The following is a 26,688-nucleotide window of genomic DNA, read 5'->3' as shown; positions in this document are numbered from 1 at the left end:
TTCAAATGTCTCAAGAGCGGGAACAAGAATTTCGTCCAGTTAATCAGGTTCTGGGAAGCCAACCTTCTCTAGGGCCCATCCCTGCCGATCAAATTCTTCCTTGGACGGTGATTGCCTTAGCCTCCTACTTTATTATCAATGGAATTTTTGGGGGTCTTTTCCAAGAAGAGTTTCAAAAATGGTTGTGGACAGTACTAATGACTGGTTGGGGAATAGGAACCTGGTGGATCTTAACTGGTGGTAGGAGTTGGAGTTTTTTAAGTAAATTTATTGGCGTTCCCGCTTGGACAAGAGGCTTTGCTCGTTATCAAAGCTTACTGGAAGTTAACCATGAAGCAAAAAATCGGAAAACAAAGCGTCGGCATAGCCGGAAACGAAAGTAGATTAACACCATTTGAAGATGCCTTACACTTGGCGACAATGCTACGTGTCGCCTTGAATGGACGCGATATTGGCGCGTACCTTTTGGCAAAAGGCACTCAAAAAGATCGGTTTTGCTTTGTTTTTGGTTTTGACTGTAAGGGAATTCATACTACTTTAAGACCCGAACAAATCGATACACTTTTTAATAACATTGAAGCTGGATTAAAAGATATCCCTAGCGGTGAAAGAATGACGCTGCATTTGGGATCTTTTAGTTCCGACAAAGATCGCCAAAAAGAATTAGCATCACTAATCAAAAATGCGCCATCACGAGATATCAAATACTTGTTGATGGCAGAAAGAGCCAGAGTCAAAGAACTGACTGTTTCTGGTGTTAGAAAGCCAAAATTTTTGCGGATTTATGTCACTTACACCATTGAATCTAACTCACAACATGCAGATGATTGGATAGAGAAGCTTTTAATCAAAGCTGAATCATGGTGGTTGAAATTCAAAGGTGAACTCTCAGAAGTAGAAAATCAACGCATCGAAACCCTAATCACAAATGCTTACAAGCAGGGTTTTCTGCGTTGGGAACAGATTTTATCTAATCAAATGGGATTGGATATCAAACCTTTGACAGCAGATGAACTCTGGAAAGAGGTCTGGAAAAGGTTTAATGATACAGAGGCAATAGAGATTCCTCAGTTGATGACATTAGATGAACAAGGACTGCATGAGCAAGCTAATTCAGATTTAGCTAGTACTAAATTGCTGATAGACAATATCCACGGCACAACTTTGCTGATGGAGTCTAGCGTACCTTGTGCCGATCGCCGTTGGGTTAATGTTAACAATCGTTATATTGGCGCACTGTCATTTCTCGAAAAACCCGGAGGTTGGCCAAATAAATCTTCCCAACTGCGATATTTATGGGAACTGTTGGCTAGAGAACGAGTAGTAGATACAGAGATTTTTTGTGAGTTGACTGCCGCAAATCCAGCAATGGTAAAAACGACTTTGCAACGAGTCCTGAAGCAGTCAAACATGACGACAATCATGGCTCAAGAAAAAAGTAAAACCATTGATGTAAACGCTCAATTGAAGCTGAAGAAATCGGTAGCGGCGCAAGAACAATTATTTGAAGGTGCAGTTCCGATTTATACGAGTATCGCTATTTTGGTACATCGTCCAACTGTTGAAAAATTAGATGAGGCAACAAGGTATATTGAAAACTGTTTTCAACGTCCAGCAAGGGTAATTAGGGAAACTGAATATGCCTGGAAAATTTGGCTGCAAACTCTACCGATAGTTTGGGAAGGTTTATTAGCAACACCCTTTAACCGTCGTCAGCTATATTTAACCAGTGAAGTTCCCGGATTAATGCCTTTAGTTTTAACTAAACGGGGTGACAAAGAAGGCTTTGAATTGATTGCCGAAGAAGGTGGAACACCCGTACATTTAGATTTGTTTAATCAACACAAAAATTTAGCTTTGTTTGCGACAACTCGTGCTGGTAAATCTGTATTAGTATCAGGGATTTTAACTCAAGCTTTGGCGCATGGCATTCCTGTAGTGGCGTTAGATTTCCCTAAACCTGATGGCACATCAACTTTCACAGACTATACAGAGTTTATGGAGGGGAATGGAGCCTATTTTGATATCTCCAAACAATCAAATAACTTATTTGAACAGCCAGATTTGCGATCGCTAGAACCAGAACAACAGCGCGATCGCTTTAACGATTATACCGCCTTCCTAGAATCAGCTTTAATGACAATGGTTTTAGGATCTTCCACTGAAAGTCAAATTTTATCGCAAACAGTGCGATCGCTGCTCAACCTAGCTTTAGAAGCCTTCTTTACAGATGAGGGCATCAAAGAGCGATATCGACAGGCGATGATGGGAGGATTCGGCACTCTGGCTTGGCAGAAAACCCCTACCTTGAAAGATTTTCTCTATTTTTGCTCACCAGAATACTTGCAGCTAGATTCTTTAAGTGGCAGAGTAGAAGACGCTCTGAGTCAAATTCAGTTACGCTTGCGATTTTGGCTCTCTAGTCGGGTGGGACAAGCTATTTCTGCACCATCTAGCTTTCCTACTGATGCACAACTGTTAGTTTTTGCTCTCAGAAACTTATCAGATAGTGAAGATGCAGCCGTACTATCCTTGAGTGCATATTCAGCAGCATTACGACGCGCATTAAGTAGTCCAGCTTCTATATTCTTTATTGACGAAGCACCAATTTTATTTGAATTCGAGCAAATCTCTGACTTAGTTGGCAGAATTTGTGCGAACGGTGCTAAAGCCGGTATCAGAGTCATCTTATCGGGACAAGATCCTGATACCATTGCCAAATCTAAAGCTGCATCTAAAATTTTGCAAAACTTGACAACACGATTGATTGGCCGGATTCAGCCAGTTGCAGTGGATAGTTTTGCAGATATCTTAAAATATCCTCGCAACATTATTTCTCGTAATGCTTCAGAAAGCTTTTTTCCCCGCAAAGAAGGTGTCTATAGCCAATGGCTATTAGATGATAACGGTATTTATACATTCTGTCGTTATTATCCAGGTTATGAACAATTGGCAGCAGTTGCTAATAACCCCTCTGAACAAACTGCCCGGAGTAAAATGATGCAACTCCACAACAATAAATATGAAGCAATTTCTGCATTTGCACGTCAGTTAGTGGCTACTTTACGTAGTAGTTAATCGTGGAGTTTATCATGGACATCTCGGTCGCCCGTAAGCAAAGGCAGACAAGACACAAATATGTAGTTTCACATTTAACTTAGTTAGGGCGCTCATATTGCCTAACCCACAATAATTTAATTTTGTTTTGCAACTTTCTTGTAAATCTCTAAATCATACTTACAGCAAACTTAATTGCATCTACCTTTTTGAGGTACAGAAATATGAGAAAAACTACCATTTTTACTTTGACATTGCTATCTTTGGCAATCCTACCAGCAATGGCACAAATTCAGACGGGCGCATTAGGCCAGGTTTGGACTGATTTTCAATCATATTCCACAGATTTGCAAAACTACCTTCAATATAATCTGAGCGACAACTTAAAGCCTGTAGAAGTACAGAGTCAAAATGCTCTGAGTAATGCCAGAGGAGAATTGAATATACCTAACCCTGTTATCGCTGGGCAAAGAGTTCGTGATAATTTGATTCTCTACTCTTCTAATTCCGACTCAAGAGCGGGTCGCTTTGAGAATAATTCAGCAGTGCGGGGAAATTTAATTAGTAATGAACTCAATCGTGTAATTACCCGTGGAGTAGCGGTAGGTATTCTTGGTGAAAAGGGACAAATTCGGACAAAATCAAAGTTAGAAAATACAGAGAGAAGTCTGCAAGATATTGCCGGGTCAAATGATGCCGATAATCAGATTAATAGCTTTAAGAATAAATTAGAGAGTACTGGTATTGATACAGCTGCTAAACAGGTTATAAGTATTGCCGATAACTTACTAGGTCAGGGCTTATTAGCATTGTTAACTACCAACCAAGAAACCATTAAAATCCAACAGGAACAATCGAAAATTGTAGCTGAAACATTTGCTCAGACATTACAAAATAATCAGTCTTTGCAATACTCAAATTTAAACTTGGCAAATATTTCTCAGCAGTCAGAAGAAGCAAATCGCGCTCGGAGAGTAGAAACTTCTACAGAAGCCGCACGACTTTTGCGAGCAACTTCTCAACTAGATTTGTTTGGCAGAAAGCTTAATAATTGAAATTTAAAATTGAGAAATCTCAATTCTTCTGATTCTAGAAAATACTTTTTTTAAAAGACAGTTAGTTAACTGAACATGCAACTTGCTATTCAACAAATTTTTGCCCAAGTAGGCATTGATGAGATTCTTGATAATGGTGCCGCAACCTCTCAAAGTATTGCCGAAGGTTGGGATAAGCAATGGCTAGATTTATTACAAAATAACACCAGTAATAACTTGTATGGAGCGCTGACAAATCTGGGTATTTTTTTTGCGGTAGGAACCCTGTTGTTTTTCATGATACAATTCCTCAAAGACTTACTATCCTATGAATATACCCGTCCCATATCAGCTTTAATTTGGCCTTTTATTGTGGTGATTCTCTTAAGTAATTCAGCCAATGGAAGTATTCTTTCTAATCTGACACTAGGAGTGCGGAATTTTCTGAACACTGTGAATCAGCAAGTCGTGGTATCAGCAGATGCAGACAAAATGTACCAGCAAGCACTGAATATGAGTGTTGCCGAAGAAGTAGCTGGTTCTTTGCTGCGTCCATGTCAATCACTGACTGGCGAACAACAAAGTCAATGCTTTGTCAAAGCTGCCGAAAAAGTTAACATTCTTTGGCAAAAATATAGAGATATATATGGAAATAAAAATTGGATAATTAGACTACAAACGAAGGTAGATAATATTAGATATGGCACTGGCATTGTATCAGAAACCTCATTTAATTCTTTATTAGGTTCTACAGTCCAAACGAGTATCAAAAACTTTTTAGTCTCGTTACAATATGCCTTTCAAAATTTGATAGAAGCTACGATGTTGCTGATAGCAGCATTAGGCCCAATAGCTGTAGGTGGGTCTTTACTACCTGTAGCGGGGAAACCAATCTTCGCATGGCTGACTGGATTTTTATCTATTGGAATCGCCAAGATTTCATTCAATATTATTGCGGTACTGACTGCCACAGTTATTGTCAATGGGCCAGGTCAAGATGCTAATGTTGATCCAGATTTAATGTGGTTCATTATTTTTCTAGGAATTTTAGCACCACTTTTATCGTTACTTGTAGCTGCGGCTGGCGGTTTTGCAGTCTTCAGTGCTATTAGCAATACGGCTTCTTTAGTGAAGGAGAGGATATAAGTAACTCAAAATTTCCAAAGAATAATCTATTATAAATATTGGCTATTTTCCTGACTGCCGACTATACGCAAATCATCATATATAATGGCTGAAGTTTTTTGCAGGAGGAGATGAATAAATGGTGCGTCTACTAGAAAAAAGACAAAGAACGGGAAGTGTTTTAACAATTTTTGCGATCGCGTCCTTCAGTTTACATGTATTAGTTTTACTTTTATTCATATTCCAAGGGCTAAATATTCGCCAACTTAGTCTGAGAAAACCTCCCAACTTTGTGCAATTAATAGATGGTAAACCAGTAGGCAATATTGATGATTTAGCAAGAGAACCAGAAGCAATTCGCCGATTCATCAGCAAAACGATGATATCAATGTTTACCTGGTCGGGAACCTTACCACCACAAAATATCGAAGAAGTTGCAAATCCTAAATCAGATTTAGGAATTCTAATTAGAACACCCCAAGGTAGTAGCCAAAAAATTAGTACTAGCACTTGGATAGCAAGTTTTGCCTTATCAGAAGACTTTCGCAAAGGTTTCTTAAGCACAGTTGCAGAAATGACCCCGCCAGAAGTTTTCTCGGAAAATCCTAACCAAGTTATGACATCACAATTAATTATTAAGCGAGTGTATCCACCAAAACAAATTGCACCAGGTAAGTGGCGAGTGGGGATGGTAGCCGACTTAATTCAAAAGAATCGAGTTGGTGGTGAAAAAATCGTCACTCCTTTTAACAAAGATTTACTTGTCCGTGCAGTAGATTATTTTGGTAATCCCCAAGCCAACAACGTCACAGACTTGCAAAAAGCAATTTATAGTGTCCGCACTGATAAACTAGAAATTTATGAAATTCGTAATTTATGTTTGCTAGATGGGTATAACAACCTTAATGAAGATAATTTAAAGCAATGCAGGGCTGGATAAACCTCTGATAGCTTTATAAAATAAGAAATTTTTAATTCACCGACTCATAGTTCAATTTATATAATCAATTATTAATGCAATTACTTAAACCAGAAAATAAGAGAAATAGCCCATTACCACTCTTGGCAGTAGGAACATTTGGTTTACATGTATTAACCTTGCTTTTACTAATATTTCATGGGTCTATGTTACAACAGTTAAGTCGGCAACTTACACCTCAAAGTTTGGTACAACTTGTTGATGGCCGCACTATAACAGTAGACGCTCAACCAAATTTAGAGCGACAGCCAGAGGCTATTCGGCGCTTTGTGGCTGAAACGATGAGCTTAATGCTTAACTGGTCACAACAACAGCCACCTACACAGGTCTGGGAAATTACTTCTCAACTGGTAGCTGATGATTTTAAACAAAAACTTAAATCAGAAATTACTAATTTAAATCCAGATAGTCAATTTGAAAATGTTAGTAGAGGAAGTGAGAATGTATTAGTAATCCAAAAAATTTCTCAACCAACAGAAATCAGTAAGGGAAACTGGAAAGTAGAGATGTTTGCCAATCAATTAATTTTTAGCGGTTATGATAGGTTGGGAAAATCAGTTTCGTTTAATAAACAAATTTTAGTTAGAGCAATAGATGAACCAGCAACTTCACTACCAAATGCGCCACTACCGACGCACTTCGCAGCTTACCGCCTTGGTGAAGCCAGATTAGAAATTTATAATGTCTGTGAAATCCAAGATAAAAATTGTTCTGGAAATCCCAACCAAGCTTTACCATGACTCGATACTCAATTCCTGCCCAAACGCCTCCTCAAAATGGATTTGCTCTAACTACCGACGATCGCCAACCAGAAGTAGAATCTTTTGATTGGGAATCACGGATCTCAAAGTTGGTTGGCTTAGAAGAAGAATCTTTTTCTGGAGATCCTCAAACATCGGAAGACTCTGTAATCCCGCAAGAGTCTCCTTATCAACCACAAGAAGTCCAGACTAAGCAACCCCTCTCATCTAATCCCTTTGCAAAATTAGGCTTGGTAGGGGCTGCTACTTTAGCGATCGTTTTGGTGGGTGGTGTGTTTTTGTCCCAGTTGATGGGTACTAGCAATCAGAAGCCAAAAAATATTGTTTCCCCACCGGTGCGTGAGCAACCAATTAATGAATCGACCTCTCAACAGCTAGCAATCGAAGTAGATACTCTGAAAACGAAATTAGCCCTGACTGAACAAGCACAGTTGGTAAGAGCCGCCCAACAACAACTCAGAATTGCCAAATCAACGCCTAAAGTAGCCTTACGAGAACCATCAATTTCTTCTAGAGGTACACAGAAAGTGATCCCAACACCCCCACCAATAGCTTACGCACCTCGAACAGTGACAGTTGAGCGCATTGTTAAAGTACCTGCTTCTCAACTGCCAGTTGTGAAGCCAAATACTCAACCCGTAGTTAATATCACTCCACCAGCTCCACCAAACCCATTTGAAGAGTGGACAAAATTATCAAAGTTAGGTAGCTACGGTCAAGTAAATGCCAACGATCAACCTAATAACACGGTAGCTGCTTCTGAACCTCCAAACAATCCACAGCCGCAGCAACAAACACCAAACCCCAATCCTGAGCAAACTCCACAACAGCAAACTCCTGCTCCTCTAGTCAGTCAAGCGCAACAGCAGGGACAAAAATCTGTAGCAGTAGGAAGTAGTGCCAAAGCTGTGTTGGCGACGGCAATATTTGGGGAAACTACCAAGTCAAACGGTGGCGGTGGTGATACAGGTGAACAGAAAAACGTATTTGTGATCCGATTAAAAGAACCCCTAAAATCTACCGATGGTGCGATCGCTCTACCTGCAAATACCGAATTCCTAGCTGAAATTAGCTCCCTCTCCGAACAAGGTCTTTTGCAGATGAACGTAGTCAAAGTTGTCTCGCAAAATGATGGCAATCCGATAGAACGAAGCTTACCTAACAATGCAATTATTATTCGCGCTACCCAAGGTAAACCTTTAATCGCAAATAAATTTCCCAGTCAAGGTTCGTCCATAGCATCGATGGATTTAGGACTATTCGTTTTGGGAGGTATTGGGAAAGCAGCAGAGTTAATAAATCGTAGTGATACTGAACTCCAACCACTTACTTCACAAACTACCGTTGACGGCAATACCAGTAGTAGCACTACTCTTACTACTGTCACTAAAAACAGACGCGATATTGCAGCCGGGGTTGTGGAAGGTGGTTTGAACTCTGTAGTCCCCCAAATTGCCCAACGTAATCAACAGGCGATCGCCCAAATGTCCCAGCAAACGAATATTTGGTTTTTGCCAGCTGGTACAAATATTGAAATATACGTTAATCAAGTAACCCAGTTTTAAGAGGTAGGATTGATACCAATTTTAAATTTGCATTGGGTAATGGTAATTAAGTAATTAGTTTTCTTGCCATCTTCCCTATTTTTACCTGTTCTATCAATCTCCTAATTTGCAACCATGAAAAAGAATACTAACTTGTCAGGAAATAGCTCACATAATTCTTATTTCCTACCTCTAGCTTCCTTAATTTTCTCGGTTGCTATGTTATTGTTGGTAGGACGTGCTGGTGCTAATAATGCTGTTCTGCGTTCCATCTTTTCCTGTCAAGCGCAGGGTTTAGGTGGACTAATACCTACAATCAAGATTTGGTATCAACAAGGAACAAACTTAAGTTTTCTTCCATCTGGAGAAGTAATTAAAAAAGTTTGGTTAAACGATCCATCACAGGTAACTCTAGATTTTGATGGCCCTGTATGTATGCAGTTTGGTCAACAAGCTAATACTAATATAGGAGATTGTAAAAACTCCGCAGCAAATGTAATTCAACTCAGACGAATTAAAAAGCTGAACATTCCTGGACTTCCTCTTACTAAAAACACACTTTTAACAGTTGTTACCGAAGCGCAAGGTAGAAATAAGTTATATACTTTCCGAGTGATATATGGAACAGATAATCCTGAATATCACACTTTAGCAATTTTTTCCGATCCTTCTGGTCAAGAAGGAGCTTGTGCGAAAGTTCCACGATAAACTTCAAAAGTACCACTCAACAACGACTGAAGTTTAGCTTTGACAAAAAGTGCTGATGCTTACGGATATCTGCATTGTGGCTTTCTAAAATTCTTGCTTTAATAGACATCTCCGAAAAATAGAGACGTAGCATTGCTACGTCTCTACAAGGTTTCTGGGTAACGCATATTTAATTTCTGGAGATGCTAATAGCAACTCTAAAAAAAGAGAGGCTACAAGGGTTCCATACAATTGAGAACCGCTATACACCAACATTAGGGTAAAGAATCATGAATGAGAAGGGTTGTATTTCAATCAATCGAAAAACGCCATAACTTAACCATATTGGCTTAAGCAAGTTGTCACAATAAAATCAAACTATGTAAATAAAAATGAACTAGGCTAAAACCCTTATACATATTGCCTTTTACCTTTTGCCTATTGCCTTATCCCAACGACAATTATTTACGCCCAACTTACTTACTCAAGCATTTTAAGCCGACATCTTTATAATTCTTCAGATAAAAATCAAGCACAAATTAAAAATCTGTGTAATTATAAAGAAAAGCTTAAGAGGTTACAGACTCATGGTAACAGCGAAAATGATGCAACAGCTTTGGGCTGTAATCGAGTCTACCCAGGTCAACACCCTGCTCCATTTTGACGATGCTGCTTTAGTACAATTACTCCTCCAGCAGTTAAAAGCGAAGCAGGTTCTTGATGCCCAGGCAGATAGCAGCCTCAATACTTATATAAAATCTAAACTGCCTCTCATTCGTGATACGGCTGAAGGTCGGTTATCCTTCGGGCAAGGCGGCAATCATTAGCGCGAGAAATCGATTGCTTAATGCCAAGCATACGCTCAGAGTTGAAACAGTTGAATATTATGAATCACTGGCTAGTAATCGCCCTAGTAGCTTATCTAATTGGAGCCGCAATTGAAGGGGTGAGTACAGCCAGCCAGCTATCTCGTTCAGTGCCAGAACTAGCTAAAAGTACACAACAAGCTCACCCTTCAGAGTCTGCCACTGGAACCAATTCGACTTGGCGAGTTGTGGCCGCGATCGCTTCAGTAAGTATCTGTGGAGCTTTTTTCTGGCCTTGCCGCCTCATCCACCGTTTAATGAAAGGGAACGTTAACTCATAAACTTAAGCCCGGCTGAAGCTGGGGACAAAATATATCTATTTGCGGTTGGTAAATTATACAGTTTGTTCTGGTGTCGCTACCTTTTGCCCAATTTTTGGCTCAGTACCAGCAAACAGTCGTTCAATATTAGTGCGATGGCGCAAAATTACATATAATCCACCGGCAATCCCAAACAGAATATAGGGTAACGGTTGATGCAAAATTACCATGAAAATGGAAACAGCGATCGCACCTACAATTGAACTCAAAGAGACAATCCGTGATATCGCCACAACAACGGCAAACACACCGGCTGTTGCTAAACCTACCTGCCAACTCATGGCCAATAAAATCCCCAAGCTGATAGCAACAGATTTACCACCAGTAAAGCCTAAAAAAATCGATTTACTATGTCCCAGAATTGCAGCTAACCCAGCTAAGGTTACTACCCACGGTTGCCACAGTTGTGCATCTATCGTTGGGGGAATAAAATTTTGACTAGAGGCAAACTTGAATAACCAGTAAACTAGAGCGATCGCTAATACTCCCTTTAAGGCATCAAGTACTAAAACGAATGCTCCTGGCCCTTTCCCCAAGGTTCTTAGCACATTAGTTGCGCCGGTAGAACCTGAACCAACTTCCCGAATATCAATACCTTTTAACTGCTTCACAGCAATATACCCAGTGGGAAAAGAACCCAGCAGGTAAGCTATAAGCACTATTACGCCGCACAGACTTAACCAGATAGCCATAATAAAGTTTAAAAATCTAGAGAAATATCTCTTAATACCATTCTTGAAAGAAGATGCACCTATAGCAATTACACAGAACTAGATACTAGAGAGGCAATTCATTAATTGCCCCTACGTAAATAAAGTTCGGTCTCACATAGAATTGGTATGCCCAATGACCAATGACCAATGACCAATGACTAATGACTAATTAAAAGTCATCATCATAGTTTCTCACGGTTTTGGGGTCAGGAGCAAAGGCTAACCACAGAGGAAATTGCAGCAGTGACAAACTGATTTGCTCTTCTGAATCGTCAATGATAATAAAGGGCAGTTGATTGGCTTTCGTCAATCGGTCTGCTTTTTGAGCGAGAGCATCAGAAGCCTCAAATAATACTACACCCCGGTCTGGGCCAAAATCTGGGCGACCGATTCCCAGACAGTCTTGTAAGCCGCGCCGCCATTCACCTAATCGCTCTGGTGTATTAGCTAAGACTAAAGTACGAATGCGATCGCCATACAGCTTGTGTAATATCGAAATTGCAGCTGAGGCAATCAGAATATTCTGTAAGCGGCTACCCATTGTCCGCAAACCACCCCGTCCCCCTTGGGTAAAAAACCAATTCGAGACTCGCTCTGCATGGATTGGTTCAAAGGTTCGGCGTAGTTGCCATGCTGGGCCGTAATAATCTGGTTTATTGCGGTATTGGTCAATTAGGCGGCGAATTTGCTTTGTAGTATCTTGAAACTGCTGTTGGGCAAATTGAGGTATTCCAGGTTGCGATTCAACAGGTTTAGCCTCTTTTACAGCTGGTTTTTCTCGTTCCACCACTGTTGGCGTTAGTTGCAACTGTTCGGCAGCAACGGCTAAATCCTGTAAGCTACCCGTGAGATAGTCTTTAAAACCCTGCACCCGAATTGCCAAGTCTTGGGATGTACCAGCAAAAGTGGTTCGCATCTCGTTGCGGATACGTTCTTGACGGCGTTCTAGTTGTTCTACAGAAATTTGTAGGGTTTGTTTGCGTTGTTCTAACTGTACCAACGACTCTTGCACAATTCGTCCCAGTGAGGTTTGAGTTTCGCTCACTTGTGTCTGAAGGGTTTTATAAGAAGCTTGCAGCTTAACTATTTCTTCCTTGAGGGCTGCTTCAGCGTTTTGCAACTCTGCTACTCGCTGCTCTGTTTCTGCATATAATGAATGATTTTCTGATTCTATTTCTGACCCCAGTGCGGTATTTTCTGGTTCCGACTGCGCTACAAACTCGCCATTTGAATTTTCTGTTAGCTCTACTGTAGTATCTACCACTTCTGCATTGGAGATGAGTGGCTCAAAAGTTGCGTAGTTTTCTGATGAGCTAACGCCTCCTGTTTCTCCCACTGACTCAACAGATGGATTGACTGGATGTTCAACTGCATTGTTTTGCTCTTCTTTTTCTGCCAACCGCTCATCAATTGGTTCTGGGGTTTGAGATGCCTCTGGGTTCATAAACAATAGTGTAATTCCTATGACGCGAATAAATAGCTTTCAGAAATATTACAATTAACCTGCCATAAAAGTCCTGAGTCACAAGGGCTGAGTTATCAGTTGAGAGCAAAATGACTCAGCACTTGTGGCACTCAGCACTAAATACGCGGACAACGTTGTTCTAAACAAGTTCTCAAGGTGTTGGGGTCAAATAAAATCGGCAAAAAGTGAATACTTTTAATTTCTTTAAAGTAAAACAAAATGGGGACTCCATTCCAGAATATCCGCCAGTTTTGCCATTCTTGGTAGGGAAAGCGCCGAATCAATTTTTCACTTCTGTAAATATCTAAGTCGGTGACGGTAAATTGCAAACGCAGCGTTAACGCCTGGAACATGAGAAATAAGCCAAACAGTGTGAAAACAGCGCCTATCCACGGTTGTACCAACAGTAGTGGAATAGCGGTAATCACCAATACTATAGGTATATTGTAACTAGGCTTGAGTTCCACAGTTGATGTGGAGTTAGGAGCAAATGAACTGGTCACAGTTTTAAATCCTGCTTTATTAGTAAACATATCTCTTATTTTAGAAGTCAGAAGTAGAGACGCGATTAATCGTATCTCTACAGGAATGAAGAGTTTTAACTCATCACTCCTAACTCCTAAATACTCACTTCTCACTTTTATAAGCCTTTCAAAAATGCACTGCCAAGTCCTTGGAACATTAACCAAGAAAGAAAGAAGTTGCTAACAAATATGATTAGCAAGGCAGTCACAACAGCAGTTGTGGTTGACTGTCCTACTCCTTTGGCTCCTCCTGTTGTCGTCAATCCCCAGCTGCAACCAATTACGGCGATTAAAATCCCAAAGCAACAAGCCTTAAGCATGGCGCTAATAATATCCCAGATCCCAAGAAAGTTACGGGCTGAGTCTAGAAATACCGTATCAGATAGGTTGTAGACATTTGTCGCAATTATGAATCCTCCGAACATCCCTGTTATCAAAGACAGGAGGGTTAAAATTGGTAGCATTAAACAGCAAGCAATAACGCGGGGAATAACCAGATAATCGATTGGATCTGTTTTTAACATCAACATGGCATCGATTTGTTCTGTGACGCGCATGGTACCGATTTCGGCTGCAAAGGCAGAACCGACTCGCCCTGCCAAAACCACTGCTGTTAACACGGGAGAGAGTTCTCGTGTCAACGCTATAGAAAGCACCCCCCCGATAATGTTTCCTGCACCAAAGTTGATAAATTCCCGCGCCACTTGAATGGTAAACACCGCGCCGACGAAAATAGCCGTCAATAGGGCAATAAATAGGGAATCTGGCCCAACTGCTGCCATTTGTTCTAAGGTGTTGCGCCGATGGATTTTGCCCCTCAATAGGTGAACTAGTACTTGCCCACCCAGAAAAATCGCTGCCAGCAATCGCTGACTCCATTCTCCTAAACTGGATTTGGATGTAGTCTGGTTCAATGTTCTGTAGCTAACTCGGTAACTGCCTTAAGAATAGCGGAAGTCGTTGGGATAGGGAATGGGGGATTGGGAATTGGGAATGGGAAATGGGGAATGGGGAATGGTAATTTCTAACTCATTTCTCTTATGCCCCTGACTCCCAAGGGGGTTGAATATTAACTTAGATTAATGATGCTCTCAGAAAAAAAGCTATTATTAAACGTGCTGCAAACCAATGAATGGATGCTAATCTTAACCACAAGCTTGATTATGCAAGGGTTTGATTGATTTAAATAATTTTGGAAAGCCCCAGCACGGGTTGTAACTGGTAGCCATTTCTTTTAATGAAAACTTAAGATTTTTGACAGATTGTCTGCTTGGGAGCGATCGCACGTATTGTAGAAAATGACAAACCGCTATCTAGCTATTGTCATCTCTACTCACGGAGTTTGTCCTAAATGACTATTTTCATTAACTTTCTCCGCTCCTTAGTACTTACGATCATATTTAGTTTTGTCGCTCCCATCTTCTTTGTTGGCGGTGGACTGCTCCTTTTATCCCTTATCGGTTCTTTTCCGGGTTTACAAGAGTTAACTGAGGCGATCGCCACTGAGATTATACGTTTTCTCGCCACCTTTGGCAGTGGGACTCCCCTGCGTGGATTATTTGTAATTAGCTTGACCTGTAGTTTCGTCGGGTCACTGTTTGATACTTATGTTTACTATCGGTATCAAATTTTACGAATAGACTCTTAAATGATGTGAATAGTCTTCGTCAGGTATTCATGGGCTGTACAAGAGAGGAAAAATTGATCCTTACCAAAGTGAAAGTAATTCTGGTCTTAACCTAAATAGGGATTAGTGTTGACTGAATGAATTTTTATTAATTAAATTGAGTATCGAAATTATTAATTAAATACTTATTGTTAATTAGTTATTAGTTATTAATTACTGATAAATGTTCCGTATGCCCGACTGTAGTAAAGAAATCCGAAAACAGTCAAAAAGCTAGTAGAATAAGGGCTTTGAAACTTTGAATTATGCAAAATAGCTAAAATAGTCTGTGCTAAACCACCGCATTGAACGCTAAACTAGAGTTTGGCATTTTGTGTTGGCTGCAATCTTTAAGGAATTTATTAGCATTCATCGAGAATATCAAATAAAACTCACTGCAAAATATAAAAATTTCCTTAAAATCTGATAAACATAATGCCTGCTCATGTTTCTTAACAGAGCAAAGAAGGTCGTCTGACCTCTAGGGATCTTATATTGAGTTTATTACGAGGAATGTTTACAGCTCATGGTTTGGCCGTTTAAGCCCAAGTTTAGAAAACAAATTGCGCGGATTGAAATTACTGGTGCGATCGCCGGTGCGACTCGCAAACGCGTCCTAGAAGCACTGAAAACTGTAGAAGAAAAAAAATTTCCGGCATTATTGCTGCGTATCGATAGCCCTGGCGGTACAGTCGGAGATTCTCAAGAAATTTACAGCGCCCTGAAGCGTTTGCGCGAAAAAATTAAAATCGTCGCTAGCTTTGGCAATATTTCGGCTTCTGGAGGTGTCTACATCGGTATGGGAGCAGAACACATCGTATCTAACCCAGGTACAATTACGGGTAGTATTGGTGTGATTTTGCGTGGCAATAACTTGGAACGCTTGCTAGAAAAAATCGGTGTTTCCTTTCAGGTAATTAAGTCTGGCCCTTATAAAGACATTTTGGCTTTTGATCGGCAGCTGACTCAACCAGAAGAAAGCATCTTGCAAGAGTTGATTGACACAAGTTATCAGCAGTTTGTCCAAACGGTAGCTGATGGCCGTTCTTTAACAGTAGAAGCTGTAAAAAGTTTCGCCGATGGTCGGATTTTTACTGGACAGCAAGCCCTAGAATTGGGTGTTGTAGATCGCCTGGGTACTGAAGAAGATGCCCGTCGCTGGACAGCAGAACTGGTCGGACTTGATCCAGAAAAAACTCTCTGCTATACCCTAGAAGAACGTAAACCCCTATTGAGCCGACTTCTACCAGGAAGTCGTCAGGTTTCATCAGGAATTCGATCTGGAATTGATTGGCTTGAATTTGAAATGTCTACTAGTGGTTTACCGTTGTGGTTATATCGTCCCTAGCTTGAGTTAGGAGTTAGGAGTGAGAAGTTGAGAGTTTGAACTCCTAACTTCTAACTCCTAACTTCTAACTCCTAACTTTTATGTTTTTAGGAGGATTTTGGCGTGGAGTGGCAAATGCGGGCTATTCGTGGAGCAACAACTGCTTCAGAAAATACTGTTGAGGCAATCCGAGAGGTAGTGACAGAACTACTAGATGAATTGGAAAATCGGAATCAATTTCAGCCGACAGACATGATTAGTGTGACTTTCTCAGTGACACGCGATTTGGATGTGGTTTTTCCAGCTGCGATCGCTAGAGCGCGTCCAGGTTGGGATAATGTGGCCATGTTGGATGTGCAGCAAATGCACGTTGAAGGTAGCTTACAACGCTGCATTCGGTTCTTAATCCACGCCTATCTGCCAGCCTCCGCCTCAATTCATCATATCTATTTACGCAACGCCGCCAGTTTACGTCCCGACTGGAGTTTGCCCCAAACTTTACAAGCATCACAGCCAGCAGTTAAATCAAAAGTGTAAATTGAATTATAAAGAGTACATTCCGCTTCTCTTACGAGACGCTACCGCGTTAAGCGAAGCTATGCCATTCGCGTAGCGTGTCGCAGACAAGCCTCTCGTTCGCATTAGGGTCTCTGAAAGAGAAGAGAAGACTCTACGCTTCATACCTTCGGGAACGCCAGAGGCGAACGCAATGACGACTCATTATCTTAGTAGATTTGTTTGCATTGGGATGCTCCCAATTTGTATGTTTCAAAAAAGGATTAATCACTTTTCTGAGACTGCTTTAGAAGCAAATAGTAATCTTGTCATAAAATCAATTAGATAAATTCATAAAATCAGAACTTTTTTCATTCAATTTTAAAAAAATTACCTATTAATTTGAATTTGAACAGATAGTTAATTTAGTTGAATATTTGCTCGGCAATGATTACAAAATATCAAATGTTCTATGTTTGAACTACTTAAATATGCTGGTATTTTTATCATTACGGCCTGTTTGCTATTTGCTTGTCAGAGGGCACCAATCGAATTCAAACGCCCTCCCTTGAAAATACCAGTTGGATATTTTGTTGGGGAGTATCCAGGCATCATTGCTCAAGAAAAAGGATTCTTCAAAGCCCAAGGGGTAGATGTGGAACTAATTATTCATAAACGATACATCCAATTGGAACAAGGAAATTTTAGTGCGGGTAAGTATGATGGTGCTATGTATTCTTTGGGAAGTTTTATCATCTTGAGCGCCACAAATCCAGATATACAAGGCGTGATGGTTGTAGATGAATCAACAGGAGCAGATGTAGTAGTCGCCCAATCACAAATTAAAACCGTTGCTGACTTGAAAGCGAAAAAGCTGGGTGCAAATCTAGGCGGTTTTAGCGAAGTTTTTGTAACTGAGATGTTGAAAACTGCCAACTTAACCAGCGATGATGTGAACTTAGTAAAATCAGAGGCTTCAGAAGTTCCTCAACGTCTGAAAAATAATACTATTCAAGCCGGACACACTTGGGAACCCCATCTTTCTGAAGCGAGAAAATTAGGGGGACATATCCTATTTACCAGCAAACAAACCCCTGGCTTGATTTTAGATATGATTGTCTTTCGCGGTGAGATAATCCGCGATCGCCCTGAAGATGTTCGTGCATTCGTGCGAGGATGGCTGCAAGCAGTAAACTACTGGAAAGCAAATATTCAGGAAGGAAACGCTATCATCAGCAAAGTCTTAAAAATTCCTAGCAATACAATCTCTCTGGAGGGAGTAAACCTAATTGATTTAGGTGAAAACCAAAAATTATTTCAATCTAGCAGCCCTAACTCCATCTACAAAACTGCCAAGATATATGCAGACTTTTTTATTCGCTCTGGAAACGTGACGCGCATTCCTGAGCTAAAAACTTTGTTCAATTCTTCATTATTGAAGCCTCCCTCCTAGTTTAAAGCCATGAAGCAATCTCTTTTGGGCGGCATCCGTACAAAGTTGATCACTTCGTTTCTGATTGTTGCTTTGATTCCGTTGCTGTTATTGTCATTTATCAACAAACAGACAACTGAAAAAGCACTAACTGACAACGCGAAACAAGCCCTATCTGCGGCGGCTAACGAAACTGCTAACAGAATAGATGCCTTTATTGATGGAAATCTCAATGCCGTGCGTGTAGAGGCGATTTTACCAGGTTTGGCACGCTACCTCAGCCTAACTCCAAAACAGCGAGATGACAGTCCCGAAATGAAATTGGCGACAGAAACATTAATTCGTCTCAGTCGCAAAGATATGCTCAATATTATCTCATACTCTTTGCTCGACTTAAACGGGAAAAATGTATTGGATACATATACAACACCGAATATTGGCAAAGATGAATCAGTTGAAGATTATTTTAAAAAACCGCTAGAAACTGGGTTATCCTTTGTTTCTAGCATGAAGCGATCGCCGACAATTCCTGACCTTATTACCCTGTTTTTTAGCAGTCCAGTTCGCAATGCCAAGGGAGATATATTGGGTGTATTGCGTGTTTCATACAATGCGACTGTTGTTCAGCAGTTAGTAACTAGAGAAACTGAACGAGCTGGGGCAAAATCATTTGCTATTCTTTTAGATGAAAATAATATTTATCTGGCACATAGCACTGCACCAAATCTACTTTTTAAATCAATTGTGCCTCTGCCTTTGGATGTTGTAATTAAACTGCAACAAGAAAGACGTTTACCTAATTATCCTGTCAAAGAATTGGCCACTAATGAGTCAAAACTTAAGCAAGCATTGGATAATAAACAGTCGGATTTAATTACATCTTTGTCAGCAACAGGTAATCAGGTTAATCTGATTGTGATCGCTCGTTTAAAATATAAACCTTGGTCTGTGTTGTTCGCACAACCCCTTGCTGTTGCCCTAGCACCTGTAGAAAAGCAAATTCGTGACGCAATGTTTCTATTTGCAATTATCGCTTCAGTAGTGACAATCATTGCTTTTGCCATTGGGCAAGTGCTAACAAAGCCAATAATTTCCCTTACCAATATAGTTTTCCAATTTACCGCAGGTAACTTAGATATCCGCGCCAAAATTAGCTCAAAAGATGAAATAGGTCAACTGGCAAAATCATTTAACAACATGGCACTTCAGTTACAAACATCTTTGGAAACTTTGGAACAACAGGTACAGGAGAGAACAGCAGAGTTACTAATTGCTAAAGAAAAAGCAGAAGATGTAAATCAGAAACTAGAACAACTGGTAAATCTAGATGGTTTGACTCAGGTGGCTAACCGTCGCTGCTTTGATGGACGACTACAAGCAGAATGGAAACGCCTTGCACAAGAACAACAACCCCTGTCACTGATTTTATTGGATGTTGATAAATTCAAATCTTATAACGACTACTATGGTCATCTTGGAGGCGATCATTGTCTAATCATAATAGCGCAAACAGTGCAACAGACAGTTCATCGTCCTGCCGATCTAGTAGCGCGTTACGGAGGAGAAGAATTTTCGGTACTCCTTCCCAATACTGACTTAGTAGGAGCGATCAAAGTAGCAGAAAGTATTCAACAAGCAATTCACGATCAGGCCATTCCTCATGCAAAGTCTGATGTCAAGGATATCGTCACACTTAGTTTAGGTATTAGTTCTGTCATACCCACTTGGGACATCAAGCCAGATATACTCATCGCCTCAGCCGATCAAGCAATGTACAATGCCAAACAAAAGGGGCGCGATCGCTATTCTACGGCTGATTTCCTTCCAATTAATACCCAGTGTTAGCAGGTTCTAGCAGCGATCGCTCCAAATGTGGTTATATGAAATCAAAGATTTTTGACCCGTTGGTGCAGCCCAACCTAGGCATCCCTTCATACAACAACTCTATTCTTTGTTAGGACTGACGCAAAATATTTCTCAAACTCTGATTTCTCCGTGTCCGGTTATTGAGCGAAGTCGAAATACTGCGCCTCTGCGGTTCGTTATTCCCTAAGTGTAGGAATAGTAGCAATTAAAGGTGCGATCGCTTCCAGAGGTTATTTTTATGGCTGTTGAAAAATCTTGTTAGTTTAATTGAGCGTAATATTCTTCGCAACACCGTTGCTATGTTCAAGCTTGTTTTGACTTAGCGGTAAAGACTCTTGAGAAAGGGATTCTAAAAATTTAACTGCTTTTAGTAAAGATTCTCCCGATAATTCTTCCAGCAGTGTTATTGCTTTTGAGCGAATTTCTTCAGGTGGAGTCATGGGCAAGTTGACCTCATTTACATCTAGGTTCAACTGTAATCCAAGTTTTTTGTCCTCCTCTCTGCCTAAAGTCTTATCCTTGCAGGTTTCTCGCTGTTGTAACTCTGAGCTAGTTATGAGCAGGGGAATCGTGGCGACATCATAATCATCCGGCTCTAATAATATTTTGAATGCCTGAAAACATCGAGTGAGAGAGTACCGATCAACTTTGTTGCTACAGCTAAAAATCTTACACAGGGTATGAGAGTCTAAACCTGTTTGATCACTCAGATCATCAAGAGTAAATCGCTTGTTACCGTTTTCATTAAATTCTGCTTGTTGTTTTGCATCCTGAAGTTTATGCAATCCTTTTGGTGTAAGAATTGCACCACGTCTGCGTTGTTTTGTAGGCACGATGAAAACGTTGGATTTAATTTAATTTACACAAGCTGTAGGCAAACAAGGGAACTAGTTAGCCTAGAGGTTGCCTCATGCTTTTATATCGTTTAAATTCAGGGATATTATGCAGTAGTATATATTCGTTAGTGAGAGCATATAGACATCAGATTGAGATTTAGCAGAGTAAGCACATTAATGTATCTGATTATAAGTTAATTCAAGAGATTATAAATTTATTTATGAGATTATAAGCACGCTACTTTGTGAACATCGCGGAGTTGTAACACACTGCAATAATTTTGGGTGTTGCAGATTTTTGTTCCGCGCATATTGCAAATAGCACTTTCAGAGTAGGTGCGAAAAGTCAATATTTCACTGTGCTTTGCGCGAAACTCGCAACTCATCCCGCATTTATGCAAGGCTGGATTTTGCAATCTGATTTGCTCAATTTCTCAGTTGTTCTAGAAATTACTACTGGGATTTACAGAGACGTTTGTAATAATTCTTTAAGTTCCCTGTGCTTAAGTTGGCAAACTTCCATTGCTTTAGAGGGATTGCAAAGTGTATTCTTCTCGTGCAATTAAAATTTGCAGTTCAAAGGAATGGGTGTATGACAAATGACAAAACAGTTGAGTCATCCTTAAACGAATTTGGCAATTTATGGCTAGTTGCGTTTATATCGCTATTGTCTTTTATATTTTTTGGTGGATTTCTTGGATTAGATCAAATACTGGAATTTTATCGAGTATTTATTTTAAATATAAATGACGAAAAATTCGCCTTGAGAGAGATAGTTTTATCTGTAGTCATATGTCTGTTTATTATCGTAATATCATGTTTATGTTTATTTTTAGCGCAACGGTTCTTAAAAATACCTAAAAATCCTTGTAAGGTTTCTTTGACCCAATTTGGTTTTTTCAGTCAAATTTTGAATTATTTACTACAATCTTTTGAAGTAGGATTTTTTAGTTCTGTACCGTTATTAAGTATAGCCATTGGTTTTTTCAGGTCTGATTCTGGGTTTGAAGATAAATATCTATGGTTAAGTCCTAAGTGTGCAGGGATTTTCTTCTTGATTGGTTTTCTTGTATGGCTTTTTATTGCTGCTCCAGTGCTTTGGAAAATGGCAACGAACCACCAAAAACCCAAAGTAAATTCAGATAGTTCTTGCGAAATGCCTACACATCAAAATAACCAAGAAAGAGAACATCCTTACGGATGGATATCATGTCTTCCGATTTTAGGGATTATTATTATATCTGTCTTCTCTAATTTTCGTAGTGATACTCAGATTATTGAGCCGATTAAATACTATCTGCCTTTAGGAATTTATTTGGTGTTTTATTTAGTGGTTTTATATCTGATATATCATCTAAAAGATACACCTAGGAAATTGAAAGACGAATTCAACACTATCGTAATTATTGTTTCTGTTAGCTTAGTTGTAATTGTAATTTCACTTTTTTCTATAGATTATTTTCTGCTAAGTATAGCCGTAAAATCAAATCCTTACTTCTTCCAATCGTTATGCCAAACTGTTGGCTCAATCACGCTAATTGCTTTATTTCTTGTGACCATTCTGACACTTGTATATCCTTTTTATTATTTTGGGTTTAATAAAAATATTCAGGTCACTGCTTTTGCAGTAATTATAATTCCTGTAATACTTGCTTTTGTCTTTAGCGGATTGGATCTGAATGACAATCATCAAATCAGACTCATCACTGCGACTACTGCTACCCCTGCTACCACTATTAGTAAAAATGAATCAAAAGGAACATCAGATCCAAAGTTTGAAAAATGGATAAAAGAAGAAACATTAGATTCAAAGTTTAAAAATTGGCTAGGAAAACGTCAAGAAGAGATTAAGAAGACTAAACAGAAAACTCCATACCCTATATACATTATTTCGGCGCAGGGAGGTGGAATTTTTGCTGCATATCATGCGGCATCAACGCTATCCCGATTACAAGATTTATGCCCTGCCTTTGCTCATCATGTTTTTGCCATTAGCGGTGTCTCTGGTGGTAGCCTTGGTGCTGCGGCATTTTCTAGCTTGGTTAAAAATACTGCACCTCCACCTTCTTTAAACGCAAAGGACTGTTTGCTAGATTATAAGAAGCCTCTAGAGAAACAAGATGATGGTAGAGGTCCACTAGAAAAAAAAGCACATGAACTGTTAGATAAAGACTTGCTATCTCCCTTGCTTGGAGCAGGATTATTTTCTGATTTTGTCCAACGTTTTATTCCTATTCCTATTGAGAGTTTAGACAGAGCCAGGGGTCTAGAGTATGCGTTTGAAGGCGGGTGGAAAAGCGAATGGGGTAAGAATAATCCCCTTGCGGATTCTTATTACAAACATTGGAATCCAGATAAAGATGATGCTCCTGCTCTTGTCTTAAATACGACAGTAGTAGGGACTGGAGAGCGTTTATTGTTAAGTCCGTTCAACTTCAATTCTCCTGATTCAAAATTTCCCCCTCTTAATGATATTCGCACCGTTGCTTGTAGTGTTAATGGAGCTAATATTGACTTTCCTCTCAGTACGGCTGCTGTCCTCAGTGCTAGGTTTCCATTAGTCACTCCAGTTGGTTGGTTTAAAAAATGCAACGATGCGAATGGTAATCAGGAACTAACTTATAAGAACGGTCTGAAAACTCGTTTAGCAGACGGAGGCTACTTTGAAAACTCCGGTTTCACAACTGCACGAGATATAGGTCAAAGGTTAGAAAAAATTTTAGAAAAAGAGATAAAAGATAAAACTTTCAAAGTTGTATATCTAGCCATCACTAATAACGATTTCTTAGAACCATCAAAAGTCCAAGGACTAAACGAACTGTTGTCACCAATTCTAGCTTTTTTGAACTCAAGAGAAGCCAGAGGACGTAGTGTTGTTAAGCAGGGTGAATACGAACTAGACGGAAAAATTGATAAAGATAGTGATTTGAAGGATCATCGGTTTAGGCAATTCTATTTAACTCATGTAGACGGTGGAACTCCAGTAAAGAACAATGACGGTAAAACTCCAGTAAAAGAAAAAGGGCCTAAATTACCATTAGGATGGTATTTGTCAAAAATTTCTCAAGACTCGATCAGGGATAAAGTTGGAAATCCAGAAAAAATAGATTGTTCGCCTGGGAAGAGGAAGAAAGAGGATAATAATAACTGTGTAATGGAATCTATCATAGATGAAATAAATTCGAGCCAATAGAGAAACAGCAGGACAGTCATTAAGTTTAGCGATCGCTGTTAAGCTCTCCTTTTGCAGGTGAGAATTCCAGTTATAGGTTTAAAGATGACATCAGGGGCAATATCCAAGCGATCGCACTCTTTTACCGATTGAATTAAGCAAAGGCCGCAAGCTCACGCAGGGTGTCTACAAGGAGTAAGTCAGAAAAAATCATTCTTTTGATTTTTAGCAAATGCGATCGCACAAAATTGTGCCGCAATAGAACTTTTGGATTTTTTTAGGATAGTAGTATTATTAAATTGTATATACAACTTTATTTTTTCCCAAGTATTGAGTAGCTAACGATAGAATCGTGCTTTGTCGGTGATAAAATTACACAGCTTTTTTATTTGCCTACACGTTTAAACGCTACTACAAGCCAATGTGCAATTACTCATGATTTTTTGAGTACTACCTCAAAAAAACCTTTATTTAAAAGTTGCGCGATGACACAGACAACTACAGAGCGTCTATACTCTTTTGAAGAATATCTCGCTTATAACGATGGTACTGATAGCCGTTATGAACTGGTGGATGGAAAACTAGAACGCATGAATCCACCAACTTTTAGACATTTACTACTTGCTAAATTCCTTGAACAGACATTTGACACAGAAATCAATCGCTTGAGTTTACCTTGGTTATGTTTTAGAGAGGCAGGTGTAAGAACGGGATGGCGAAAGTCAAGATTGCCTGATGTTTATGTTGTCACGGCTGAACAGGTAATGGAATTCCTTGATGAGTCTGCTGTTTGTCAGTCTGCGCCGATATTAGTAGTGGAAGTTGTCAGTCCTGATTCAGTAAAACGCGATTATCGGTATAAACGTTCTGAATATGCAGCGTTAGAGATTGCTGAATATTGGATTGTAGATCCAATAGAGTCAAAAATTACGATTTTATTGTTGTCAGAAGGATTGTACGAGGAGAAGGAGTTTAGCGGGAGTCAGCAAATTGTGTCTGCAACTTTCTCGGAAATTGCACTTACAGTTGAACAAGTGTTGTCTGCAGGTAATGTTGGTTAAAAAATAGACCATGCCTTCTGCTAGTTATGACAAGACCGTAAAACTCTGGGTTTACTTAAATAACCTAGAGGATTTAATTCGATACAGTTGTGCTAAGTTACGTGGTTATTTATAGTCACCCAATGTAAGCGATCGCACTTTCGGGAAACTTTCGAGGCGATCGCTTTCAGAGGTTATTTTTATATAGCGATCCGATTTCATTTATGAAATTATTTGCGTAGTCAGGCAATAGTCAAGAAGTCTCTTTGAGTTATACTAAATTTTTTAAACAGTCAAATATGAGTCCTATAGATTAAAATTTATATAGGAGGTAAGCTATATATTAAAAACAATTCAAGGAATTTATAAAAACGGCAAAATTGAATTAGCTGAAACACCAGAAGGTATCAGTGAAAGTTTAGTGTTTGTCACCTTCTTAGAAACTAAACCCAGCCAATGGCCAGAAATAATCATGCAATATTCAGGTATAAAAGAAAGTATTATTTTTGAATCATATCGAGAGGAACTGATACCACCGAACGAAATAGAACTTTAATTATGTATGGGTTATTTACTGGATACTTGCGTCATTAGTGATTTTGTCAAAGGAGAAGAAAACACCCTCAAGCGAATAAAGTTAATCTCCCCTACTGAAATTTTTGTTTCATCTCTAACAGTTATGGAGGTGAAATATGGATTAGCTATAAACACACAACGCGCTGTTAAAATCCAATCAACTATTGAAATATTATTAGATTCAATTACAATTTTACCTTTTGATTCAAAAGAAGCAGAACAAGCAGCCCAGATCAGAAGCTTTCTTAAATTAGCTATATTTTGGTGACATCTAATGTCCGAGAATTTCAAAGAGTACCTAACTTGCAAATCGAAAATTGGCGTTCTGTGTGAGTTTAATTACTGCGATCGCAGCGTAGCTTGCTTCCTGTAGCCTAGAACAACGATGAGGCGATCGCAAAGGTTTTTATAATGCACCGTGACAAGATGGCGATGGGCTACGCCCTGTCGGAAACGATCGCAAACATCCACAGAACTAGATAATTTGAGGTATTGTTGCTACATTCCATAACAATCTTTAGGGTAAGGGAAAATTTTTTGCTATGATATCTAAGCTCATCAAAGAATGTGAATGTAGATATTTAATACAAGCAATGAAAAAGGTTACACTAACGGAATTAAGTAATAATATTGAGCGTCTACTAGATGAGGTGCTAGAAACAGGTATTCCACTAGAAATTAACAAAAATGGTAAGTTATTAAAAATTGTTCCTATAGAAAAAAAAGATAAAATTAAAAACTTAACATTTAAATCTGATGCTATTCAAGGAAATCCAGATGATTTAGTTAATATCAGTTGGGAACAGGAGATTAATATTGATTTATCTTGACACTCATGTTGTAGCGTGGCTCTATGCTGGCTTGACAGATAAATTAACTGATATTGCTAAAACATTAATTAATGATAATGACGTTTATATCTCGCCAATTGTGAGATTAGAGTTACAGTATTTATATGAAATAAAACGTCTTAAAGATAAACCGGATGTGATTATTCCTAACCTGTCCGAGGAAATTGGTTTAAAAATATGTAATCAAAACTTTAATGATATTATCAGTACTAGCTTAACTATTACTTGGACTCGCGATCCTTTTGATCGGATTATTACGGCGAATGCTTTATTAAATAATAATATATTACTGAGCAAAGATGAAAATATTCTGAATAATTACCTGTATGCAAAATGGCGTGATTGATGGAAT

27 protein-coding genes are annotated in these 26,688 nt (G+C 39.3%); 21 read left to right on the top strand and 6 right to left on the bottom strand.

The features are described from left to right. Positions 1-5: 5 nt before the first annotated feature. From GJB62_RS18950 to GJB62_RS18905, 10 genes are all read left to right on the top strand, one after another. Positions 6-383, top strand: coding sequence for a hypothetical protein (locus GJB62_RS18950; RefSeq protein WP_114082875.1), 378 nt, complete (start codon positions 6-8; stop codon positions 381-383). After that, a complete protein-coding gene (locus GJB62_RS18945; RefSeq protein WP_114082874.1) occupies positions 331-3,078 on the top strand; it encodes a hypothetical protein in 2,748 nt (915 codons plus the stop codon). Before GJB62_RS18950 ends, GJB62_RS18945 begins: the two co-directional genes overlap by 53 nt. Positions 3,079-3,281: 203 nt before the next feature. Next, complete coding sequence (locus tag GJB62_RS18940; protein ID WP_114082873.1) at positions 3,282-4,112, top strand: hypothetical protein; 831 nt, start codon at positions 3,282-3,284, stop codon at positions 4,110-4,112. A 75-nt stretch (positions 4,113-4,187) separates the two neighbouring features. Then, the gene (locus GJB62_RS18935; RefSeq protein WP_114082872.1) at positions 4,188-5,237 is read left to right on the top strand and encodes a hypothetical protein; all 1,050 of its coding nucleotides are present in this window, start codon (positions 4,188-4,190) and stop codon (positions 5,235-5,237) included. Between the two features lie 118 nt (positions 5,238-5,355). Continuing rightward, on the top strand, positions 5,356-6,156 hold the full coding sequence (locus GJB62_RS18930; protein ID WP_114082871.1) for a hypothetical protein: 801 nt from the start codon (positions 5,356-5,358) through the stop codon (positions 6,154-6,156). Positions 6,157-6,230: 74 nt separating this feature from the next. Beyond that, positions 6,231-6,935: a hypothetical protein gene (locus GJB62_RS18925; protein WP_114082870.1), complete on the top strand. Its 705-nt coding sequence runs from the start codon at positions 6,231-6,233 to the stop codon at positions 6,933-6,935. Further along, positions 6,932-8,521 carry a TrbI/VirB10 family protein gene (locus tag GJB62_RS18920; RefSeq protein WP_114082869.1) on the top strand — a complete coding sequence of 530 codons (1,590 nt, stop codon included), beginning with the start codon at positions 6,932-6,934 and terminating at the stop codon, positions 8,519-8,521. The genes GJB62_RS18925 and GJB62_RS18920 overlap by 4 nt, the downstream gene beginning before the upstream one ends. Positions 8,522-8,635: 114 nt before the next feature. Further along, positions 8,636-9,208 carry a hypothetical protein gene (locus tag GJB62_RS18915; protein WP_114082868.1) on the top strand — a complete coding sequence of 191 codons (573 nt, stop codon included), beginning with the start codon at positions 8,636-8,638 and terminating at the stop codon, positions 9,206-9,208. A 566-nt stretch (positions 9,209-9,774) separates the two neighbouring features. After that, complete coding sequence (locus GJB62_RS18910) at positions 9,775-10,014, top strand: hypothetical protein (RefSeq protein ID WP_114082867.1); 240 nt, start codon at positions 9,775-9,777, stop codon at positions 10,012-10,014. A 59-nt stretch (positions 10,015-10,073) separates the two neighbouring features. After that, entirely contained in the window at positions 10,074-10,334 is a 261-nt protein-coding gene (locus GJB62_RS18905) for a hypothetical protein (RefSeq protein WP_041566350.1), read from the top strand. A 53-nt stretch (positions 10,335-10,387) separates the two neighbouring features. Here GJB62_RS18905 and plsY read toward each other — a convergent pair whose 3' ends face one another. From plsY to GJB62_RS18885, 4 genes are all read right to left on the bottom strand, one after another. After that, positions 10,388-11,065, bottom strand: a complete 678-nt coding sequence (plsY, locus tag GJB62_RS18900) for a glycerol-3-phosphate 1-O-acyltransferase PlsY (RefSeq protein WP_114082866.1) — start codon at positions 11,063-11,065, stop codon at positions 10,388-10,390. Between the two features lie 190 nt (positions 11,066-11,255). After that, the gene (locus tag GJB62_RS18895) at positions 11,256-12,530 is read right to left on the bottom strand and encodes a DUF3086 domain-containing protein (protein ID WP_114082865.1); all 1,275 of its coding nucleotides are present in this window, start codon (positions 12,528-12,530) and stop codon (positions 11,256-11,258) included. Positions 12,531-12,667: 137 nt separating this feature from the next. After that, positions 12,668-13,084: a DUF3119 family protein gene (locus GJB62_RS18890; protein ID WP_114082864.1), complete on the bottom strand. Its 417-nt coding sequence runs from the start codon at positions 13,082-13,084 to the stop codon at positions 12,668-12,670. 107 nt (positions 13,085-13,191) lie between these two features. Further along, positions 13,192-13,989: an MlaE family lipid ABC transporter permease subunit gene (locus GJB62_RS18885; RefSeq protein ID WP_114082863.1), complete on the bottom strand. Its 798-nt coding sequence runs from the start codon at positions 13,987-13,989 to the stop codon at positions 13,192-13,194. Between the two features lie 437 nt (positions 13,990-14,426). On the opposite strand from GJB62_RS18885, the gene GJB62_RS18880 reads away from it, so the two are divergent. The 5 genes from GJB62_RS18880 to GJB62_RS18860 all read left to right on the top strand — a co-directional run bounded on the left by GJB62_RS18880 (position 14,427) and on the right by GJB62_RS18860 (position 19,840). Further along, entirely contained in the window at positions 14,427-14,723 is a 297-nt protein-coding gene (locus GJB62_RS18880; protein ID WP_114082862.1) for a hypothetical protein, read from the top strand. A 544-nt stretch (positions 14,724-15,267) separates the two neighbouring features. After that, positions 15,268-16,089 carry a signal peptide peptidase SppA gene (sppA, locus tag GJB62_RS18875; RefSeq protein ID WP_114082861.1) on the top strand — a complete coding sequence of 274 codons (822 nt, stop codon included), beginning with the start codon at positions 15,268-15,270 and terminating at the stop codon, positions 16,087-16,089. Between the two features lie 102 nt (positions 16,090-16,191). Beyond that, positions 16,192-16,605: a chorismate mutase gene (gene aroH, locus GJB62_RS18870; protein ID WP_114082860.1), complete on the top strand. Its 414-nt coding sequence runs from the start codon at positions 16,192-16,194 to the stop codon at positions 16,603-16,605. A 430-nt stretch (positions 16,606-17,035) separates the two neighbouring features. Next, positions 17,036-18,016 carry an ABC transporter substrate-binding protein gene (locus tag GJB62_RS18865; RefSeq protein WP_167755992.1) on the top strand — a complete coding sequence of 327 codons (981 nt, stop codon included), beginning with the start codon at positions 17,036-17,038 and terminating at the stop codon, positions 18,014-18,016. A 9-nt stretch (positions 18,017-18,025) separates the two neighbouring features. After that, entirely contained in the window at positions 18,026-19,840 is a 1,815-nt protein-coding gene (locus GJB62_RS18860) for a diguanylate cyclase (RefSeq protein WP_114082859.1), read from the top strand. Positions 19,841-20,124: 284 nt separating this feature from the next. Here the strand turns inward: GJB62_RS18860 and GJB62_RS18855 are convergent, their stop codons facing one another. Continuing rightward, complete coding sequence (locus tag GJB62_RS18855; protein ID WP_181852865.1) at positions 20,125-20,694, bottom strand: hypothetical protein; 570 nt, start codon at positions 20,692-20,694, stop codon at positions 20,125-20,127. Positions 20,695-21,289: 595 nt separating this feature from the next. Between GJB62_RS18855 and GJB62_RS18850 the strand changes: the two genes are divergently transcribed. From GJB62_RS18850 to GJB62_RS18835, 4 genes are all read left to right on the top strand, one after another. After that, complete coding sequence (locus GJB62_RS18850) at positions 21,290-23,890, top strand: patatin-like phospholipase family protein (RefSeq protein WP_114082857.1); 2,601 nt, start codon at positions 21,290-21,292, stop codon at positions 23,888-23,890. A 464-nt stretch (positions 23,891-24,354) separates the two neighbouring features. After that, positions 24,355-24,930 carry a Uma2 family endonuclease gene (locus GJB62_RS18845; protein WP_114082856.1) on the top strand — a complete coding sequence of 192 codons (576 nt, stop codon included), beginning with the start codon at positions 24,355-24,357 and terminating at the stop codon, positions 24,928-24,930. A gap of 319 nt (positions 24,931-25,249) precedes the next feature. After that, positions 25,250-25,465 carry a hypothetical protein gene (locus GJB62_RS38190; protein WP_114082855.1) on the top strand — a complete coding sequence of 72 codons (216 nt, stop codon included), beginning with the start codon at positions 25,250-25,252 and terminating at the stop codon, positions 25,463-25,465. A 6-nt stretch (positions 25,466-25,471) separates the two neighbouring features. Then, a complete protein-coding gene (locus tag GJB62_RS18835; protein ID WP_245245963.1) occupies positions 25,472-25,753 on the top strand; it encodes a PIN domain-containing protein in 282 nt (93 codons plus the stop codon). Positions 25,754-25,824: 71 nt separating this feature from the next. On the opposite strand, the gene GJB62_RS38040 is transcribed toward GJB62_RS18835, so the two are convergent. Further along, positions 25,825-25,956, bottom strand: coding sequence for a hypothetical protein (locus tag GJB62_RS38040; protein WP_258551452.1), 132 nt, complete (start codon positions 25,954-25,956; stop codon positions 25,825-25,827). A 71-nt stretch (positions 25,957-26,027) separates the two neighbouring features. On the opposite strand from GJB62_RS38040, the gene GJB62_RS18830 reads away from it, so the two are divergent. Together GJB62_RS18830 and GJB62_RS18825 are read left to right on the top strand one after the other, a co-directional pair. Next, complete coding sequence (locus tag GJB62_RS18830) at positions 26,028-26,315, top strand: type II toxin-antitoxin system Phd/YefM family antitoxin (RefSeq protein WP_245245962.1); 288 nt, start codon at positions 26,028-26,030, stop codon at positions 26,313-26,315. After that, entirely contained in the window at positions 26,302-26,682 is a 381-nt protein-coding gene (locus tag GJB62_RS18825; protein ID WP_114082853.1) for a PIN domain-containing protein, read from the top strand. Before GJB62_RS18830 ends, GJB62_RS18825 begins: the two co-directional genes overlap by 14 nt. Positions 26,683-26,688: the final 6 nt, after the last annotated feature.

It is taken from the genome of Nostoc sp. ATCC 53789, assembly GCF_009873495.1.
In the GTDB taxonomy this organism is placed as follows: Bacteria; Cyanobacteriota; Cyanobacteriia; order Cyanobacteriales; family Nostocaceae; genus Nostoc; species Nostoc muscorum_A.
The sequence above is the reverse complement of the archived record's forward strand: the minus strand, read 5'-3'. Positions and strand labels throughout refer to the sequence as shown.